Below are 16,339 nucleotides of genomic sequence, written 5' to 3' on the forward strand. Positions count from 1 at the left end.
TCGAACCCGGTTTCAGAACACGGCCAAAGGCGTAATGTTCAGTCATGGACCGCCGCATTTTCGGGCTGGAGAACGAGTACGGCGTCACGTGCACGTTCAGGGGACAGCGCCGACTGTCACCTGACGAAGTGGCGCGCTACCTCTTCCGCCGTGTCGTGTCATGGGGCCGCAGCAGCAATGTGTTCCTGCGGAACGGTGCCCGCCTGTATCTCGACGTGGGTTCGCATCCGGAATATGCAACTCCCGAATGCGACAACGTGACCGAGCTGGTCACGCACGACAAGGCCGGCGAGCGCATTCTCGAGGGTCTGCTGGTCGATGCCGAACGCCGCCTGCACGAGGAGGGGATCGCGGGCGACGTCTACCTCTTCAAGAACAACACCGACTCGGCGGGCAACTCGTACGGATGCCATGAGAACTACCTCGTGGCCCGGCACGGGGAATTCTCCCGTCTGGCGGACATCCTGATCCCGTTCCTCGTTACGCGCCAGCTGATCTGCGGTGCGGGCAAGGTGCTGCAGACCCCGCGGGGTGCGGTGTACTGCGTGAGCCAGCGGGCGGAGCACATCTGGGAGGGTGTCAGCTCGGCCACCACCCGGTCCCGGCCGATCATCAACACCCGGGACGAGCCGCATGCGGACGCGGAGCGTTACCGGCGGCTGCACGTGATCGTCGGCGATTCGAACATGTCCGAGACGACCATGCTGCTCAAGGTCGGGGCGACCGACCTGGTGCTGCGCATGATCGAGGCGGGCACGGTGATGCGGGACCTCACGCTGGAGAACCCGATCCGGGCGATCCGTGAGGTCAGCCACGACATCACCGGGCAGCGGAAGGTGCGGCTGGCCAGTGGCCGGGAGGCCTCTGCGCTGGAGATCCAGCGGGAGTACTACGACAAGGCGGTGGACTTCGCCGAGCGCCGGGGCATCCGCACCGGCACGGTGGAGCAGGTGCTGGAGCTGTGGGGCCGCACGCTGGACGCGGTCGAGGCGGAGGACCTGGACCGGATCGGCACCGAGATCGACTGGGTCATGAAGTACAAGCTCATCGAGCGGTACCGGGCGAAGCACAACATGACCATGTCGAATCCGCGGGTGGCGCAGATAGACCTGGCCTACCACGACATCCACCGCCGGCGGGGGCTGTACTACCTGCTGGAGCGGAAGGGGCAGGCGGAGCGGATCTGCAACGATCTGAAGATTTTCGAGGGCAAGTCGGTACCGCCGCAGACCACGCGGGCCCGGCTGCGCGGTGACTTCATCCGGCGGGCGCAGGAGCAGCGCCGGGACTTCACGGTGGACTGGGTGCACCTGAAGCTGAACGACCAGGCGCAGCGGACGGTGCTGTGCAAGGATCCGTTCCGGTCGGTGGACGACCGGGTGGAGAAGCTGATCGCCGGCATGTAGTGCGGCCCGTGTTTCCGTCGGTGGGGGCCCCGTGCGCTGTGGCGTACGGGGCCTTCGTCGTGTGCTGGGGGTTGGCGCGGGGCTACTTGCCCGTAGAGTGGCGGGGACCAGACGGATCATTCCAGCTACCCCGAGGACCACAGTGCGACGCCGACTTGCTGCCGCGTTCATCGTGCCTGCCCTGATGCTCACCGCGGCCTGCGGAGGAGGTGACGACGACAAGAAGGAGTCCTCCGCGTCGGCCTCGCCTTCGACGGAGGGGGCGCCCAAGCCGGTCGATGCGGCCGACCCGATGCCGACGGTGGCGGGTGAGGCGGGCAAGAAGCCGCAGATCACCGTGCCGAAGGGTGAGCCGAGCGGCAAGTTCGTGGTGCGGACGCTGACCGAGGGCACGGGCCCGGTGGTGCAGAAGTCCGACACGGTGGTCACCAAGTACACCGGCAAGGTCTGGAAGAGCGGGAAGGAGCTGGCTCCGGGGTCGTACGACGACAAGGGTCAGCCCCTGATGGTCACGCCGAACAATCCGGAGACGCTGCCGATGTTCGCCGAGGCGGTCGCCGGCAAGAAGATCGGCAGCCGGGTGCTGGTGGTGGCCCCGCCGGCCGCGGCCTTCGGTGCGCAGGGCAGCCAGCAGCTGGAGATCGGCCCCACGGACAACCTGGTGTTCGTGATGGACCTGGACCGGATGATGCCGAAGAAGGCCGAGGGCGCTCAGGCGGCGCTGCCGGCGGATCTGCCGCAGGTCAAGGCGGACAAGGAAGAGCCCGCCGAGATCAAGATCCCGAAGAACGAGCCGCCGAAGGAGCTCGTCGCCAAGACGCTGATCGAGGGCAAGGGTCCGGAGGTCAAGTCCGGCCAGACGGTGTACATGCAGTACAGCGGTGCCGCCTGGAAGATCAACGAGGGCAAGGACAAGGCGACCCTGTTCGACAGCTCCTGGAAGGCCGGCAAGCCGTTCATGACGGCCATCGGCCAGGGCCAGGTCATCGAGGGCTGGGACAAGGGTCTGGTCGGCAAGAAGGTCGGTGACCGGGTGCTGCTGGTCATTCCGCCGGAGCAGGCGTACAAGGACCAGGACAAGGGCGCGGACCTGCCGGCCAACTCCACCCTGGTGTTCGTCGTGGACATCCTCGAAGCGGTGTAAGACTTGTCCTCGACGTATCAGCAGGAAACAGGAGTGCACACGTGAGCGGAAAGCTCGAGAAGCCCGAGATCGACTTCTACGAGGACGGCGTTCCGGCCGACCTGGTGATCAAGGACATCTGGGAGGGCGACGGGGCCGAGGCCAAGGCCGGAGACTTCGTCAAGGTCCACTACGTGGGTGTGGCCCTGTCCACCGGCGAGGAGTTCGACGCCTCCTGGAACCGCGGCAGCGCGCTGGAGTTCAAGCTGGGTGCCGGTCAGGTCATCACGGGCTGGGACCGGGGCATCCAGGGCATGAAGGTCGGTGGCCGCCGTCAGCTGGTCATCCCGCCGCACCTGGCGTACGGCGACCGCGGCGCGGGCGGTGCGATCGCCCCGGGCGAGACCCTGATCTTCGTCTGCGACCTGATGGGCGTGTGATCGGACTCCGATCCTTCCGGTCCTGACCGGTGTGGGGCCCCAGCTCTTTCGGCTGGGGCCCCTCGCTTTTGTCCGGGCGCGCGGGGGCGGTACGGTCAACGGTCACGGGTAGTAGGTGCCGCCGGGGCGGCACGTGGGAAGGGTGGGAAGGGCGTCGATGGCGATTGCCAAGGCCGAGCGGCTGATGAACCTGGCGCTGTGTCTGCTGGGGACCCGCCGGCCGCTCAGCAAGCGCGAGCTGCGGGGTTCCATCGAGGCGTACATGGAGGCCGGCAACGACGAGTCCTTCAACCGCATGTTCGAGCGGGACAAGGACGACCTGCGCGAGCTCGGGCTGGTCATCGAGACCGTGGAGAACCTGGACGGGGAGACCGGCTACCTGGCCCGCCGGTCCAGCAACACGCTGCCGCCGGTGTCCCTGGACGCCGAGGAGGCCGCGGCGCTGGGGCTGGCGGCGAAGGTGTGGCAGCAGGCGCGGCTGGCGGGGGCGGCCAGTGGTGCCCTGCAGAAGCTGCGGGCCGGCGGCATGCCGGAGGCCGAGGACCCCTACGAGGGCCGGCATGGCGCGATCGAGCCGCGGATCCCGGTGCACGAGGCGGCCTTCGAGCCGCTGATGCTGGCCTGCCGGGACCGGCGTCCGGTGGTGTTCGAGTACCGGAAGTCGAACGCGGCCCGGCCCGAGACCCGGCATGTGGAGCCGTGGGCGCTGGAGTGCTGGCGCGGCCACTGGTACCTGGCCGGGTACGACCGTGAGCGCAGTGCCGAGCGGGTGTTCCGGCTGTCCCGGATCACCGGCAAGGTGAAGTCGCGGGCCGGGGCGTACACGGCCGAGGTGCCGGACGTGGTGACCGTGCGGGAGACCGTCGCGGAGTGGGCCGGGGACATCACGGACCGGACCGCGGTGATCCGGCTGCGGTCCGGCGCCGGGTACCCGCTGCGGGCCAAGGCGACCGTGGTCCGTGAGGGTGGGGACGGCTGGGACGAGCTGGAGGTCCCCTACGGGCACGGGCTGGACGCCTGGCTGGTGGAGTTCGGGCCGGACGTGGTGGTGGTGGAGCCCGCGGACCTGCGGGCCGATGTGGTGGACCGGCTGCGCGCCGTGGCCCAGGACTGAGAAGGGGAGGCGTACCGGCCATGGCTGCGAACGCGATCGACCAGACCCGGCGGATGCTGTCCCTGGTGACGTACCTGCGGGAGCGTCCCGGCGCGCACATCGCCGATGTGGCGCGGGCGTTCGGGATCAGCGAGGACGAGCTGATCTCGGACCTGGACGTGCTGCCGATGTGCGGGACGAGTTTCCGCGGCGGGGACCTGCTGGACATCGACACCGACGGCGAGCGGATCTGGTGGCGGAACCCGGACGCGTCGGGGGAGTCCACGGCCGAGCCGCTGCGGCTGGCCGCCGACGAGGCGACCTCGCTGCTGGTCGCGGCGCGGGCGGTGGCGACGCTGCCGGGGCTGCGGGAGAGCGACCGGGACGCGCTGCTGCGGGCGACCGCGAAGCTGGAGGCGGCGGCCGGTGAGGCGGCCGGGGCGAGCGCTCGGCTGTCGGTGACCTTCGAGTCGGAGGGCGGGGTCTTCGCGGACGTCGACCGGGCGATCACCGAGGGTCGGCGGATCTGGCTGCGCTACTACTCGCCGGCCCGGGACGAGCTCACCGAGCGCAAGGTCGACCCGATCCGGTTGGTGGCGGTGGGGCACACCTACCTGGAGGGCTGGTGCCACCTGTCGGAGGCCCGGCGTACCTTCCGGCTGGACCGGGTCGCGGAGATCCGGCTGCTGGACGAGCGGTCGGAGCCGCCCGCGATCGAGCCGCGTGACCTCTCCGAGGGCCTCGTGCAGCCGGCCGCCGAGGACCCGGAGGTGGTGGTCGAGGTGGGGCCGGGCGGCCGCTGGGTCGCCGAGTACTACCCGCACGACAGCGCCGAGGAGCTGCCGGACGGCGGGCTGCGGATCGCGCTGCGCACCCCGGACCCGGCGAGTCTGCGGCGGCTGGCGCTGCGGCTGGGCCGGGACGGCCGGATCGTGGAGCCGAAGGAGCTCGCCGACAGCGCCCGCCAGGCCGCCCGGGACGCGCTGGCCGGCTACGGCCTCTAGCCTTCCGGCGGGCGGGGCGCTCTCCGGGCGGGGCGGTCTGCGGGCAGGGCGCTCTCCGGGTGGGGCGGTCTGCGGGCAGGGCGGTGTCGAGGCGGCAGGGATCGGGCGGGGTCGGGGTAGTACCGAGGGGGACGGCGAGGATGTCAGGAACTTCCGGTCGGTCCGGCGGGGCCGGTGCGGGCGGCGCGCCGGGCCCGGTCACGTTCAAGGCGGCCTGCCCGGACTGCCGGGCCCGCCTGGAACTGGCGGCGGGCGCGCTGCGCCTGGCCATCGGAGGCAGCCGCCGCACCACCTTCTACTCCTTCACCTGCCCGGAGTGCGGGGCGGCGGTCCGCAAGCCGGCCGGCGAGCGGATCGTGGAACTGCTCACCGGCGGCGGGGTGAGCACCCTGCGCAGTGTGTGAGCACCCTGCGCACGGTGTGACCGGCCCGGTGCCCTAGGCTCGGGGGCATGCTGTGGCCGATGCTCGCGATCGCCCTGGGTTTCCTCGGGTGCGCCGTCCTCGCCGTCCTGTCCGTGCGGGTCTACGCCGAGGTCAGACGGCTGGCCGGGCAGGTGGCCGAGTCCAGCCGCCGGATCGCGGCGGCCGCGGGTGATCTCGAACACGCCGCCGAGGATCTGGCCCGGACGGGCCACTCCCTGCGCTAGATCCCGCTGGACCTGCGCAATCAGGGGTACCCCGGGGGATTGCCGGGCGTTTACCCCTGCGGGTTACGATCCTTCGAGGGCTGTTGCGGACGCCTGTCCGACCAGCCCGCAGTCACTCCAACCAGCCAGCCGTTTCGGTGAGAAGGAAGTCACACATGATCGGCAATCTGAAGCCTCTTGAGATCATTCTGATCATCGCCGTCATCCTGCTGCTGTTCGGTGCCAAGAAGCTCCCGGAGATGGCCCGCTCCCTCGGCAAGTCGGCCCGCATCCTCAAGAGCGAGGCCAAGGCCATGAAGAAGGACGGCGAGAACGAGGCCGCCGCGGCCGCGCCGACCGCCGACGCTCCCCAGCAGGCCGCCCCGCGCACCATCCAGGCCGCGCCGGGTGACGTGACCAGCTCCCGCCCGGTCAACGAGCCCAACCGCGCCCAGGGCTGACCCAGCCCCGAGCGCCGTCAGCCAGCTGCAACGAGACAAGGGACGTGGGTTGCTCAAGTCTGCCCGCAAGCAGGGGAACCAAGACAAGCCGGAGAAGGACGCCGAAGGGCGGATGCCGCTTGTCGAGCACCTGCGTGAGCTGAGAAACCGCCTGCTGAAGTCGGTCCTGGCGATCCTGGTGATCACCGTCGTGGCGGCCTTCTTCTACAAGGACATCATCAACTTCCTGTTGAAGCCGATGCTGGACTCCGTCGGCTGTACCGACGGAGTGGTGACCCAGCGCAACGGCCGTCCCTGCGCGGACATGACCGTCAACGGCCTGATCTCGGCGTTCTCGATCTCCCTGAAGGTCTCGCTGATGGCGGGCGTGGTGCTGTCCGCGCCGGTCTGGCTGTACCAGCTGTGGGCGTTCGCCGCGCCCGGCCTGCACAACCACGAGAAGAAGTACGCGCGGAGCTTCGTCGCGGTCGGCGCGCCCCTGTTCCTGGCCGGCGCGGTCCTCGCGTACAAGATCCTTCCGCAGACCGCCGAGATCCTCCTGGAGTTCACGCCCGAGCACGCGCGGAACCTGCTGCCGGTCGACGACTACCTCGACCTGGTCGCCCGCATGGTGATCGTCTTCGGTCTGGCCTTCGAGCTGCCGCTGCTGCTGGTCCTGCTGAACTTCACCGGGGTGCTGACCGGCAAGCGACTCGCGAGCTGGTGGCGGGCGTTCATCCTCGGCATCACGGTCTTCGCCGCGTTCGCGACGCCCACCGGTGACCCGCTCACCATGCTGTCGCTGGCCGCGCCGATCGTGGCGCTCTACTTCATCGCCCTGGGCATCTGTCTGATCAACGACCGCCGCCGCAGGCGGAACAACCCCGATGCCGAACTGTCCGCGGACGAGGCCTCGCAGCTGGACCTGTCCCCGGCCGATCTCGGTGAGATCCAGTCCGTGGGCGCGCCCGCGGCCCTGCCGGAGCAGGCCGACGGGGGCCGGCACCGGATCAACGGTTACGACGACGCGACCTGACAGGCCGAAGGGGCGCGGCGGGCTCGCGGAGCGAGCCCGGCATTGAGGCGCCCCGGAGGCGAATGAGCCGGTACATTCCGGTGGGTGAGTGCTGAGATCACCCTCTTCGTCAATCCCACCGCGGGCCGCGGCCGGGGCGCGCAGGGCGCGCAGCCGGCCGCTGCCGCGCTCCGGGCCGCGGGTTTCTCCGTACGGACCGTCGTCGGTACGGACGCCGAGGACGCCCTCGCCCGGCTGCGGGCGGCCGTGCGGGAGGGGACCGGTGCGGTGATCGCCGTCGGCGGGGACGGCATGGTCCACCTCGCGCTGCAGGCCCTGGCCGGGACGCTGGTGCCGCTCGGCGTGGTCGCGGTGGGCACCGGGAACGACTTCGCGCGGTCCCTCGGGCTGCCGGTGCGGGACCCGGCGGGTGCCGGGGCGATGGCCGCGGAGGCACTCAAGGAGGGCCGGATCCGCGAGGTCGACCTGGGGCGGGTGGGGGACCGCTGGTACGGCACGGTGCTGTGCTCGGGCTTCGACTCCCGGGTCAACGACCGGGGCAACCGGATGCGGTGGCCGTCCGGCCGCTTCAAGTACGACCTGGCGATGGTGGCGGAGCTGGCGGCGTTCCGGCCGTTCCCGTACCGGATCACGCTCGACGACGGCCCGGTGATCGAGACCGAGGCGACGCTGGTGGCCGTCGGCAACGGATCCTCCTACGGCGGCGGCATGCGGATCTGCGCCGGGGCCCGGACCGACGACGGGCTCTTCGACATCACGGTGGTCGGCGACTGCTCCCGCTCCACCCTGCTGCGGGTGTTCCCACAGGTCTACAAGGGCACGCACCTGGGTCACCCCAAGGTGACCGTGCACCGCGCCGCGAAGATCACGGTGGAGTCGGCCGGCATCACCGCGTACGCCGACGGGGAGCGGATGGGGCCGCTGCCGGTGACCGCGACCTGTGTCCCGGGAGCGGTGCAGCTCATCATGTAAATGATCGCGACTGTTGTCAGAGGCGGCGGGTAGGCTCCACAACAAGATGACCGAGGACCTCTCACCCGCCGAGCGGTACGCCGCTGCCAAGATCCGCGCTGCCGAGGAGGCCACTGAGCTGGCTTCCTTCCGCGAGATGTACGAATTCGGCCTTGACCCCTTCCAGATCGACGCCTGCAAGGCACTGGAGGCGGGGAAGGGCGTGCTCGTCGCCGCCCCGACCGGCTCGGGCAAGACCGTGGTCGGCGAGTTCGCCGTGCACCTGGCGCTGGCCCAGGGCCGCAAGTGCTTCTACACCACGCCGATCAAGGCCCTGTCGAACCAGAAGTACTCCGATCTGGTCCGCCGCTACGGCGCCGAGAAGGTCGGCCTGCTGACCGGCGACAACAGCGTGAACTCCGAGGCGCCGATCGTGGTCATGACCACCGAGGTGCTCCGCAACATGCTGTACGCGGGCTCGCAGTCGCTCCTGGGCCTGGGCTACGTGGTGATGGACGAGGTGCACTACCTCTCCGACCGGTTCCGCGGGGCCGTCTGGGAGGAAGTGATCATCCACCTGCCCGAGTCGGTGACCCTGGTCTCCCTCTCGGCGACGGTCAGCAACGCGGAGGAGTTCGGCGACTGGCTGGACACCGTGCGCGGCGACACCGAGGTGATCGTCTCCGAGGAGCGGCCGGTGCCGCTGTGGCAGCACGTGATGGCCGGCCGGCGGATGTACGACCTGTTCGAGGAGGAGTCCGACCACGGCGGCCGGGGCTCGGCCCGTCGCGAGGTCAACCCCGATCTGCTGCGCATGGCGCGCGAGGAGAACAGCCGTACGTACAACCCGCGGGACCGGCGGCGCGGCAAGATGGTCCGCGAGGCCGACCGCGAGCGGGAGCGCCGCTCCCGGGGACGGATCTGGACCCCGGGCCGTCCCGAGGTCATCGAGCGGCTGGACAACGAGGGCCTGCTGCCCGCCATCACGTTCATCTTCAGCCGGGCCGGCTGCGAGGCCGCGGTCCAGCAGTGCATGTACGCGGGGCTGCGGCTGAACGACGACGCGGCCCGGCTGCGGGTCCGGGAGATCGTCGAGGAGCGGACGTCCTCCCTCCCGGCCGAGGACCTGCACGTGCTCGGCTACTACGAGTGGCTGGAGGGCCTGGAGCGGGGCATCGCCGCGCACCACGCGGGCATGCTGCCGACCTTCAAGGAGGTCGTGGAGGAACTGTTCGTGCGCGGTCTGGTGAAGGCCGTGTTCGCCACGGAGACCCTGGCGCTGGGCATCAACATGCCGGCCCGCACGGTGATCCTGGAGAAGCTGGTCAAGTGGAACGGTGAGCAGCACGCCGACATCACCCCGGGCGAGTACACCCAGCTGACCGGCCGGGCCGGGCGGCGCGGGATCGACGTCGAGGGCCATGCGGTGGTGCTGTGGCAGCGCGGCATGGACCCGGGGGCGCTGGCGGGCCTGGCGGGTACGCGTACGTATCCGCTGCGGTCGAGCTTCAGGCCCTCGTACAACATGGCCGTGAACCTGGTGCAGCAGTTCGGGCGGCACCGGTCGCGGGAGCTGCTGGAGACCTCGTTCGCGCAGTTCCAGGCGGACCGGTCGGTGGTGGGGATCTCCCGCCAGGTGCAGCGCAACGAGGAGGGCCTGGCCGGGTACCGGGAGGGGATGACCTGCCACCTGGGCGACTTCGAGGAGTACGCCCGGCTGCGGCGGGACCTCAAGGACCGGGAGACCGAGCTCGCCAAGCAGGGTGCGGCGCAGCGCCGGGCGCAGGCGGCGGCTTCGCTGGAGCGGCTGAAGCCGGGTGACGTGATCCACGTGCCGACGGGCAAGTTCGCCGGGTTGGCGCTGGTGCTGGACCCGGGTGTGCCGGGCCGGGTGAACGGGCACCGCGGGTACGAGTACCACGAGGGCCCGCGTCCGCTGGTGCTGACGGTGGAGCGGCAGGTGAAGCGGCTGGCGGGGATCGACTTCCCGGTGCCGGTGGAGCCGATCGAGAGGATGCGGATCCCGAAGTCGTTCAACCCGAAGTCCCCTCAGTCGCGGCGTGATCTGGCCTCGGCGCTGCGGACGAAGGCCGGGCACCTGGTGCCGGACCGGCACCGTCGGGGCCGGGCGGCGGCGGCCGACGACCGCGAGATCGCCCGGCTGCGGGCGGAGCTGCGGGCGCACCCCTGCCACGGGTGCGACGAGCGGGAGGACCACGCCCGGTGGGCGGAGCGCTTCCACCGGCTGCAGCGGGACACCAGGCAGCTGGAGCGGCGGATCGAGGGCCGGACCAACACGATCGCGCGGACCTTCGACCGGATCCACGCGCTGCTGACGGAGCTGGACTACCTGCGGGAGGACGAGGTCACCGAGCACGGCAGGCGGCTGGCCCGGCTCTACGGGGAGCTGGACCTGCTGGCTTCGGAGTGCCTGCGGGCCGGGGTCTGGGAGGGCTTGAGCCCGGCGGAACTGGCGGCGTGCGTCTCGGCGTTGGTGTTCGAGGCGCGGCAGTCGGACGACGCGGTGGCGCCGAAGGTCCCGGGTGGCGCGGCGAAGGCGGCGCTGGGCGAGATGGTGCGGATCTGGGGCCGGCTGGACGCCCTGGAGGAGGAGTACCGGATCAACGGCACCGAGGGCGTGGGCCAGCGGGAGCCGGATCTGGGCTTCGCGTGGGCCGCGTACCAGTGGGCGTCGGAGAAGAGTCTGGACGAGGTGCTGCGCGAGGCGGAGATGCCGGCCGGTGACTTCGTGCGCTGGTGCAAGCAGGTGATCGACGTGCTGGGGCAGATCGCCGCCGCGGCTCCGCGGGCCGAGGGTGAAGGCGGTTCGACCGTGGCGCGGAACGCCCGGAAGGCCGTGGACGCGCTGCTGCGGGGCGTAGTGGCCTACAGCTCGGTCGGATAGCCGGTTTTGGGCCTTCCTCTGAGATGGGGGATGGCTCGATCTGATCTCTCGCCATGATCATTTCTGTGCGCGCTGTGCGACGATCTGGCCATGGTTCAGATGGGTGCCGATACGGGTGCGGACAGTGACGCGGGCAGTGCCGCGGGCGTGGACGGGGGCGCCGGCGCGGGCCCGGCCAGACGGGTCGGCCGACCCCGGGCCGACGGGCGAAGACCGCTGAGCGGCCGGCCGCCGCGCGAGGAACTCCTCGATGCGGCGGCCGAGTTGTTCACCCTCCACGGGTACGCGGCCACCACCACGCGCGAGGTGGCCCGGCGGGCCGGACTGCGCCAGGCCACGATGTACCACTACTTCCGCGGCAAGGAGGAACTCCTCGTCGAGCTCCTGGAGTCGACGGTCGCCCCCTCGCTGCGGCTGGCCGGCCGGCTGCTGGCCGACACCGGCCGCCCGGCCGCGCTCCGGCTGTGGGAGCTGTGCCGCGCCGACGTGCTGCTGCTGTGCGGCGGGCCGCACAACCTGGGCGCGCTGTACCTGCTGCCGGAGGTGAGCGGAGGGGAGCGGTTCGGCCGCTTCCGGCACATGCGGGCCGAACTCAAGAGGGTCTACCGGCGGTTGCTCGGGGACGCGACCGGCGCCGGCCGGGCTGCCGACGCCACCGGCCTGGACCTGCGGAACGACCTGGTGTTCGGACTGATCGAGGGGGTCAGCCTGGTGCACCGCTCCGGTCCGCGGCGCTCGGTGGACTCCTTCGCCACGGCCACGGCCGACGCCGCGCTGCGGATCGCCGGGGTGAGTCTCCCTCAGGCACTGGGCCCGGCGGCCCAGGAGGCGTAGTCCGTCCACGAGGACAGCTCCAGACCGCTGGTGAAGCGGTGCTCGGCACCGGTGACCGGATCGGTGAACTCCAGGCGCCGTGCCAGGAGCTGCAGCGGACGGCGGTAGTCCTCCGGAGCCGGGTCGGTGACCTCGGGATAGACCGGGTCGCCCAGGATCGGCAGGCCCAGGCTGTTCATGTGCACCCGCAGCTGGTGGGTGCGGCCGGTGTGCGGGGTCAGCCGGTAGCGGGCCAGCCCGGCCGGGTGGCCGTGTTCGAGGAGTTCCACCGTGGTCTCGGCGTTGGGCTCGCCCGGGACCTCCACGGCCGCGATGACCCCGCGGGTCTTCTCGATCCGGCTGCGCAGGGTGCGCGGGAGGCTCAGCGAGGGATCGTAGGCGGCGACGGCCTCGTACTCCTTGAGCACCGCCTTCCGCTGGAACAGGAGCTGGTAGGCGCCCCGGTCCTCGGGGCGCACGCTGAACATCACCAGCCCGGCGGTGAGCCGGTCCAGCCGGTGCGCGGGTGACAGGCCGGGCAGCTCCAGTCCGGCGCGCAGCCGCGCCAGGGCGGTCTGGGTGATGTGGCTGCCGCGCGGGGTGGTGGCCAGGAAGTGCGGCTTGTCCACGACCAGCAGGTGCGCGTCCCGGTGCACCACCCGCAGCGGGAACGGCACCGGGGTCTCCGGGGCCAGCTCCCGGTGGAACCAGAGGTGCCCGCCCCGCGGCGGGTACGGGTCCTCCGCGCGCACCCCCCGGCCGTCGGCGCCGACCACCCCGCCGGTGCGGAGCAGCTCGGCGACGGCCGCGGCGCCGGGGCCGCCGGCGTAGTGGGCGGCGAGGAAGGCGCCGACGGTGGGATGGGGGCCGGCCGGGGGCATCCTCAGGTGGACCGGGTCGATGCCCGATCGCTGGGGGAGCGGGGAAGGCGGTACGGCGGCGCGGCGTCTCATGGTGGGCCCAGCCTAGGCGGCGCCCCGGGCCCGGGACGGACCGGACCGGGGACGGCAGGATCCGAAGGCGCGGCCTGGCTGTGGCGGAAGGTGCCGGGGCCGATGGCGTCGAGGTACTCGACGGTGACGGTGGCGTCGTCCGAGCCCGTGTACGCGGAGTTCGTCCAGGGCGGTGCAGCCGGCCGGCGTCGTCGTGGGAGACGTTCCGGCCGAGGCCGTGGAAGCCGGCCCGGTCCTCGGGTCCGGCGGGCCGCCGGGACACGATCGCCGCCCGGGTGTCAGGCGCGGGCCAGTGACTCCTGCTCGGCCTCGACCCGTGCGTTCCAGTCGCGCTTGATGGCCCGCCAGCCCTCGTCGGTCTCGCCGAGCCGCCAGTAGCCGGAGATGGAGAGGCGTTCGCGGGCGATGCCGCGGTCGGCGCGGAGGTGCCGGCGCAGCTCCTTGACCACCCCCGCCTCGCCGTGGACGAACGCCTGCACGTCGGTGGACGGGAAGTCCAGGGAGGTGACGGCTTCGAGCAGGGCCTCGCCGACCGGCCGGTCGCCGCGGTGCAGCCAGATCGGGGTGACCCCGTCCGGAGTGGAGATCTGCTGCTCGTCGGCCGGGCCCGCCACCTCGACGAAGGCGTGCACCCTGGCGCCGCGCGGGAGCCGCTCCAGGGAGGCGGCGATGGCCGGGAGGGCGCTCTCGTCGCCGGCCATCAGGTGCCAGCCGGCCGCGGGGGCGGGGGCGTAGGCGCCGCCCGGGCCGACGAAGTGGACGCTCTCGCCGGGCTGGACCCGGGCGGCCCAGGGACCGGCGAGGCCCTCGTCGCCGTGCAGTACGAAGTCGATCGTCAGGTGCAGCCGCTCGGGGTCCCAGGAGCGCACGGTGTACGCGCGCTGGCGGGGCCACTCCTCGCGGGGGTGGCTGCCGCGGATCTGCTCCAGGTCCCAGGGCTCGGCGTACCGGACACCCTCCGGGGCGAACAGGAGTTTGACGTAGTGGTCCGTGTACTCGCCCGCACCGAACCCGGCCAGCCCTTCCCCGCCGAGAACCACCCGCACCATGTGCGGGGTGAGCCGCTCGGTGCGGACGACGACTGCGGTGCCGACGGGACGTGATGCCACGGCTGTCTCTCCTGACTCACCCGAATACTTAGGATTGCCTAAGTTAACTTAGCACCTCAGCGGAGGAGCGACGCGCTGAGACGGCTGACCGCCCCGCCAAGACCCCACCGGTGGGCCAACGCGTCCACCTCGTCCGGATGCGCCGGAGTGGCCGGGAGCGACGGGTCGAACGACGGCAGCGGGACGTCCGTGGCCACGCGGACCACCTTGGGGGCGACCGCGAGGTACGGACGCGCCTCGTCCAGCCGCCTGCGCTGGGTCGGAGTCAGCCCGGACGCCGGGTCCTCGACCGCAGCCATGATCCCCGCCAGGTCCCCGTACGTGGCCAGCAGCTTCGCCGCGGTCTTCTCGCCGATGCCGGGAACACCGGGCAGGCCGTCGCTCGGGTCACCGCGCAGCAGGGCGAGATCGGCGTAACCGGGCCCGTCCACCCCGTACTTCTCGCGCAGGACGGCCTCGTCGGTCAGCTGGAGGGTGCCCACCCCCTTCACCGGGTACAGCACCCGCCGCCCGCGCGCGTCGTCCACCAGCTGGTAGAGGTCGCGGTCGCCGGTGACGATGTCGACCGGACCGGTGGCACGGGCGGTGAGGGTGCCGATGATGTCGTCGGCCTCGTAGCCGGGCACGCCGACCCGGGCGATGCCGAAGGCGTCCAGCGCGGCCTCGATGACGGGCACCTGCGGGGCCAGGGTGTCGGGGATCTCCTCCGCGTCCGGACCCGTCTCGGTCTCCTCGGCCACCCGGTGCGCCTTGTACGAGGGGATCAGCTCGACCCGCCAGTGCGGCCGCCAGTCCGCGTCCATGCAGGCCACCAGGTCGTCCGGGCGGTGGTCGGAGACCAGCCGGGCGATCATGTCGAGCAGTCCGCGGACGGCGTTGACGGGCGTGCCGTCCGGGGCCTTCACGGACTCCGGCACTCCGAAGTACGCGCGGAAGTAGAGGGAAGCGGTGTCGAGGAGCATCAGGCGACGGTTCATGGGGGTGATGATGCCGTAACCGAAGGTGGCGGAATCGGGCCGGAGGGGCGGGCGGTCGACTCGTGCGCGCGAAACCGGGGCCCGATGCTGCGTAAGGTGCTTACAGCACACCGATGTGCGGAGGACAAGGGGAGGGCAGCCCCGCCATGGACGACAGGGAAAAGGAAAAGGACGCCAAGGAGACGCTTCGAGTGGGTGTGGCCGTGCGGAAGCGGCGACGCGCGCTGAAGCTCACCCTCGCCGCGGTCTCCGGGCGCAGCGGTCTCTCGGTGCCCTTCCTGAGCCAGATAGAGAACGAGCGGGCGCGGCCGAGCATGCGCTCGCTGGAGCGGGTCGCGGACGCACTGGAGACCACGGCCGTGGAACTCCTGGCTGCCTCGGACACCGCGCGCACCGTGGACCTGGTGCGCGCCGCCGACGCCGGCGGCATCGAGCCGGCCGCCGGGGTGCGGGCGCTCGTGCGCGGCCACCACCAGCTGCACGCCCTGGAATTCACCGGGGACCAGGACGCCGGCCGTGAGTACCAGCACCGCAACGACGAGCTGATGTACGTGGTCGCGGGCGCCTGCCAGGTCGAGGCGGAAGGCCGGGCCTACCGGCTGGAGGCCGGCGACGCGCTGTTCCTGTCGGGCGGCGTACGGCACCGCTGGAGGGCCGTCACCGAGGACACCCGCATCCTGGTCGTCGCGGTGGGCGAGCACATCCAGGCCGTTTCCGAGCCGCCCTCGCCGGAGCACTGAAGCGGTGAGGGTCGTCTCGCTGGTGCCCTCGCTGACCGAGGCGGTGGCGGTCAGCGCACCCGGCGTGCTGGTCGGCGTCACGGACTGGTGCACGCATCCGCCCGGCCTGGAGGCCCACCGGCTCGGGGGGACGAAGAACCCGGACCTGGCCGCCGTCGTCGGGCTCCGGCCCGACCTGGTGATCGCCAACGAGGAGGAGAACCGGGCCCCCGACCTGGCCGCGCTGCGCGCGGCCGGCCTGCGGGTGCTGGTGACCGAGGTCCGCGACCTGGACGGGGCCTTCCGCGAGCTGGACCGGCTGCTGGTGCGGGAGCTGGGCCTGCCCCGCCCCGGCTGGCTCGACGCCGCCGAGGAGGCCTGGGCGGGCCTCGCGCCGGCGGTCGACCGGCGGGCCGTGGTACCGGTGTGGCGGCGGCCCTGGATGGTGCTGGGCCGGGACACCTTCGCCGGGGACCTGCTCGCCCGCCTCGGCGTCCACAACGTCCACGCCGGCCACGCCGAGCGGTACCCGAGGATCCCGGCCGAGGGGCTCGCGGCGGGCTGCGACCTGGTGGTCCTCCCCGACGAGCCGTACCGCTTCACCCGGCAGGACGGCCCCGAGGCGTTCCCCGGCCTGCCCGCGGCCCTGGTGAGCGGCCGCCACCTGACCTGGTACGGCCCCTCCCTGGTGGAGGCCCCCCGGGTGCTGGGCGAGGCCCTGCGCGCCGCCCGCTGAAGGCCG

17 protein-coding genes are annotated in these 16,339 nt (G+C 71.8%); 14 read left to right on the forward strand and 3 right to left on the reverse strand.

The annotated features are described in order from the left end of the window. Positions 1-44 precede the first annotated feature (44 nt). The 12 genes from pafA to AC067U_RS25440 all read left to right on the forward strand — a co-directional run bounded on the left by pafA (position 45) and on the right by AC067U_RS25440 (position 11,860). Positions 45-1,406, forward strand: a complete 1,362-nt coding sequence (gene pafA, locus AC067U_RS25385; protein WP_393578031.1) for a Pup--protein ligase — start codon at positions 45-47, stop codon at positions 1,404-1,406. A 142-nt stretch (positions 1,407-1,548) separates the two neighbouring features. Further along, a complete protein-coding gene (locus AC067U_RS25390; protein ID WP_478832057.1) occupies positions 1,549-2,550 on the forward strand; it encodes an FKBP-type peptidyl-prolyl cis-trans isomerase in 1,002 nt (333 codons plus the stop codon). A 41-nt stretch (positions 2,551-2,591) separates the two neighbouring features. Beyond that, on the forward strand, positions 2,592-2,969 hold the full coding sequence (locus AC067U_RS25395) for an FKBP-type peptidyl-prolyl cis-trans isomerase (protein WP_478832058.1): 378 nt from the start codon (positions 2,592-2,594) through the stop codon (positions 2,967-2,969). A gap of 157 nt (positions 2,970-3,126) precedes the next feature. Then, positions 3,127-4,083, forward strand: coding sequence for a helix-turn-helix transcriptional regulator (locus tag AC067U_RS25400; protein ID WP_478832059.1), 957 nt, complete (start codon positions 3,127-3,129; stop codon positions 4,081-4,083). Between the two features lie 20 nt (positions 4,084-4,103). Further along, positions 4,104-5,066, forward strand: coding sequence for a helix-turn-helix transcriptional regulator (locus AC067U_RS25405; RefSeq protein WP_478832060.1), 963 nt, complete (start codon positions 4,104-4,106; stop codon positions 5,064-5,066). A gap of 140 nt (positions 5,067-5,206) precedes the next feature. Then, entirely contained in the window at positions 5,207-5,470 is a 264-nt protein-coding gene (locus tag AC067U_RS25410; RefSeq protein WP_478832061.1) for a hypothetical protein, read from the forward strand. Positions 5,471-5,517: 47 nt separating this feature from the next. After that, complete coding sequence (locus AC067U_RS25415) at positions 5,518-5,715, forward strand: hypothetical protein (RefSeq protein WP_478832062.1); 198 nt, start codon at positions 5,518-5,520, stop codon at positions 5,713-5,715. A gap of 155 nt (positions 5,716-5,870) precedes the next feature. Then, positions 5,871-6,155: a Sec-independent protein translocase subunit TatA gene (gene tatA / locus AC067U_RS25420; protein ID WP_478832063.1), complete on the forward strand. Its 285-nt coding sequence runs from the start codon at positions 5,871-5,873 to the stop codon at positions 6,153-6,155. Between the two features lie 49 nt (positions 6,156-6,204). Further along, complete coding sequence (gene tatC / locus AC067U_RS25425) at positions 6,205-7,170, forward strand: twin-arginine translocase subunit TatC (protein ID WP_478832064.1); 966 nt, start codon at positions 6,205-6,207, stop codon at positions 7,168-7,170. 84 nt (positions 7,171-7,254) lie between these two features. Next, a complete protein-coding gene (locus AC067U_RS25430; RefSeq protein ID WP_478832065.1) occupies positions 7,255-8,142 on the forward strand; it encodes a diacylglycerol kinase in 888 nt (295 codons plus the stop codon). Positions 8,143-8,188: 46 nt separating this feature from the next. Then, positions 8,189-11,026 carry a DEAD/DEAH box helicase gene (locus AC067U_RS25435; protein ID WP_478832066.1) on the forward strand — a complete coding sequence of 946 codons (2,838 nt, stop codon included), beginning with the start codon at positions 8,189-8,191 and terminating at the stop codon, positions 11,024-11,026. A 99-nt stretch (positions 11,027-11,125) separates the two neighbouring features. Then, positions 11,126-11,860: a TetR/AcrR family transcriptional regulator gene (locus AC067U_RS25440; RefSeq protein ID WP_478832164.1), complete on the forward strand. Its 735-nt coding sequence runs from the start codon at positions 11,126-11,128 to the stop codon at positions 11,858-11,860. Here the strand turns inward: AC067U_RS25440 and AC067U_RS25445 are convergent. From AC067U_RS25445 to AC067U_RS25455, 3 genes are all read right to left on the reverse strand, one after another. After that, positions 11,827-12,792 carry a pseudouridine synthase gene (locus AC067U_RS25445; protein WP_478832067.1) on the reverse strand — a complete coding sequence of 322 codons (966 nt, stop codon included), beginning with the start codon at positions 12,790-12,792 and terminating at the stop codon, positions 11,827-11,829. The two genes, AC067U_RS25440 and AC067U_RS25445, sit on opposite strands and share 34 nt — an antisense overlap. Before the next feature lie 278 nt (positions 12,793-13,070). After that, positions 13,071-13,901, reverse strand: coding sequence for a siderophore-interacting protein (locus AC067U_RS25450; RefSeq protein WP_478832068.1), 831 nt, complete (start codon positions 13,899-13,901; stop codon positions 13,071-13,073). Between the two features lie 56 nt (positions 13,902-13,957). Beyond that, positions 13,958-14,863, reverse strand: a complete 906-nt coding sequence (locus AC067U_RS25455; protein WP_478832165.1) for a 5'-3' exonuclease — start codon at positions 14,861-14,863, stop codon at positions 13,958-13,960. A gap of 161 nt (positions 14,864-15,024) precedes the next feature. On the opposite strand from AC067U_RS25455, the gene AC067U_RS25460 reads away from it, so the two are divergent. Together AC067U_RS25460 and AC067U_RS25465 are read left to right on the forward strand one after the other, a co-directional pair. Beyond that, positions 15,025-15,618 (forward strand): helix-turn-helix domain-containing protein, encoded by a 594-nt coding sequence (locus AC067U_RS25460; RefSeq protein WP_478832069.1) that lies wholly within the window; start codon positions 15,025-15,027, stop codon positions 15,616-15,618. A 4-nt stretch (positions 15,619-15,622) separates the two neighbouring features. After that, entirely contained in the window at positions 15,623-16,333 is a 711-nt protein-coding gene (locus AC067U_RS25465) for a helical backbone metal receptor (RefSeq protein WP_478832070.1), read from the forward strand. Positions 16,334-16,339 lie beyond the last annotated feature (6 nt).

It is taken from the genome of Streptomyces sp. NPDC043853, from assembly GCF_056436025.1.

What these genes read in the sequence shown, in the direction of transcription:
- pafA (WP_393578031.1), top strand. Translation starts at nt 45, where the DNA reads ATGGACCGCCGCATTTTCGGGCTGGAGAACGAGTACGGCGTCACGTGC.
- AC067U_RS25460 (WP_478832069.1), top strand. Translation starts at nt 15,025, where the DNA reads ATGGACGACAGGGAAAAGGAAAAGGACGCCAAGGAGACGCTTCGAGTG.
- AC067U_RS25415 (WP_478832062.1), top strand. Translation starts at nt 5,518, where the DNA reads ATGCTGTGGCCGATGCTCGCGATCGCCCTGGGTTTCCTCGGGTGCGCC.
- tatA (WP_478832063.1), top strand. Translation starts at nt 5,871, where the DNA reads ATGATCGGCAATCTGAAGCCTCTTGAGATCATTCTGATCATCGCCGTC.
- AC067U_RS25440 (WP_478832164.1), top strand. Translation starts at nt 11,126, where the DNA reads ATGGGTGCCGATACGGGTGCGGACAGTGACGCGGGCAGTGCCGCGGGC.
- AC067U_RS25400 (WP_478832059.1), top strand. Translation starts at nt 3,127, where the DNA reads ATGGCGATTGCCAAGGCCGAGCGGCTGATGAACCTGGCGCTGTGTCTG.
- AC067U_RS25405 (WP_478832060.1), top strand. Translation starts at nt 4,104, where the DNA reads ATGGCTGCGAACGCGATCGACCAGACCCGGCGGATGCTGTCCCTGGTG.
- AC067U_RS25410 (WP_478832061.1), top strand. Translation starts at nt 5,207, where the DNA reads ATGTCAGGAACTTCCGGTCGGTCCGGCGGGGCCGGTGCGGGCGGCGCG.
- AC067U_RS25435 (WP_478832066.1), top strand. Translation starts at nt 8,189, where the DNA reads ATGACCGAGGACCTCTCACCCGCCGAGCGGTACGCCGCTGCCAAGATC.
- AC067U_RS25445 (WP_478832067.1), bottom strand. Translation starts at nt 12,792, where the DNA reads ATGAGACGCCGCGCCGCCGTACCGCCTTCCCCGCTCCCCCAGCGATCG.
- AC067U_RS25455 (WP_478832165.1), bottom strand. Translation starts at nt 14,863, where the DNA reads ATGCTCCTCGACACCGCTTCCCTCTACTTCCGCGCGTACTTCGGAGTG.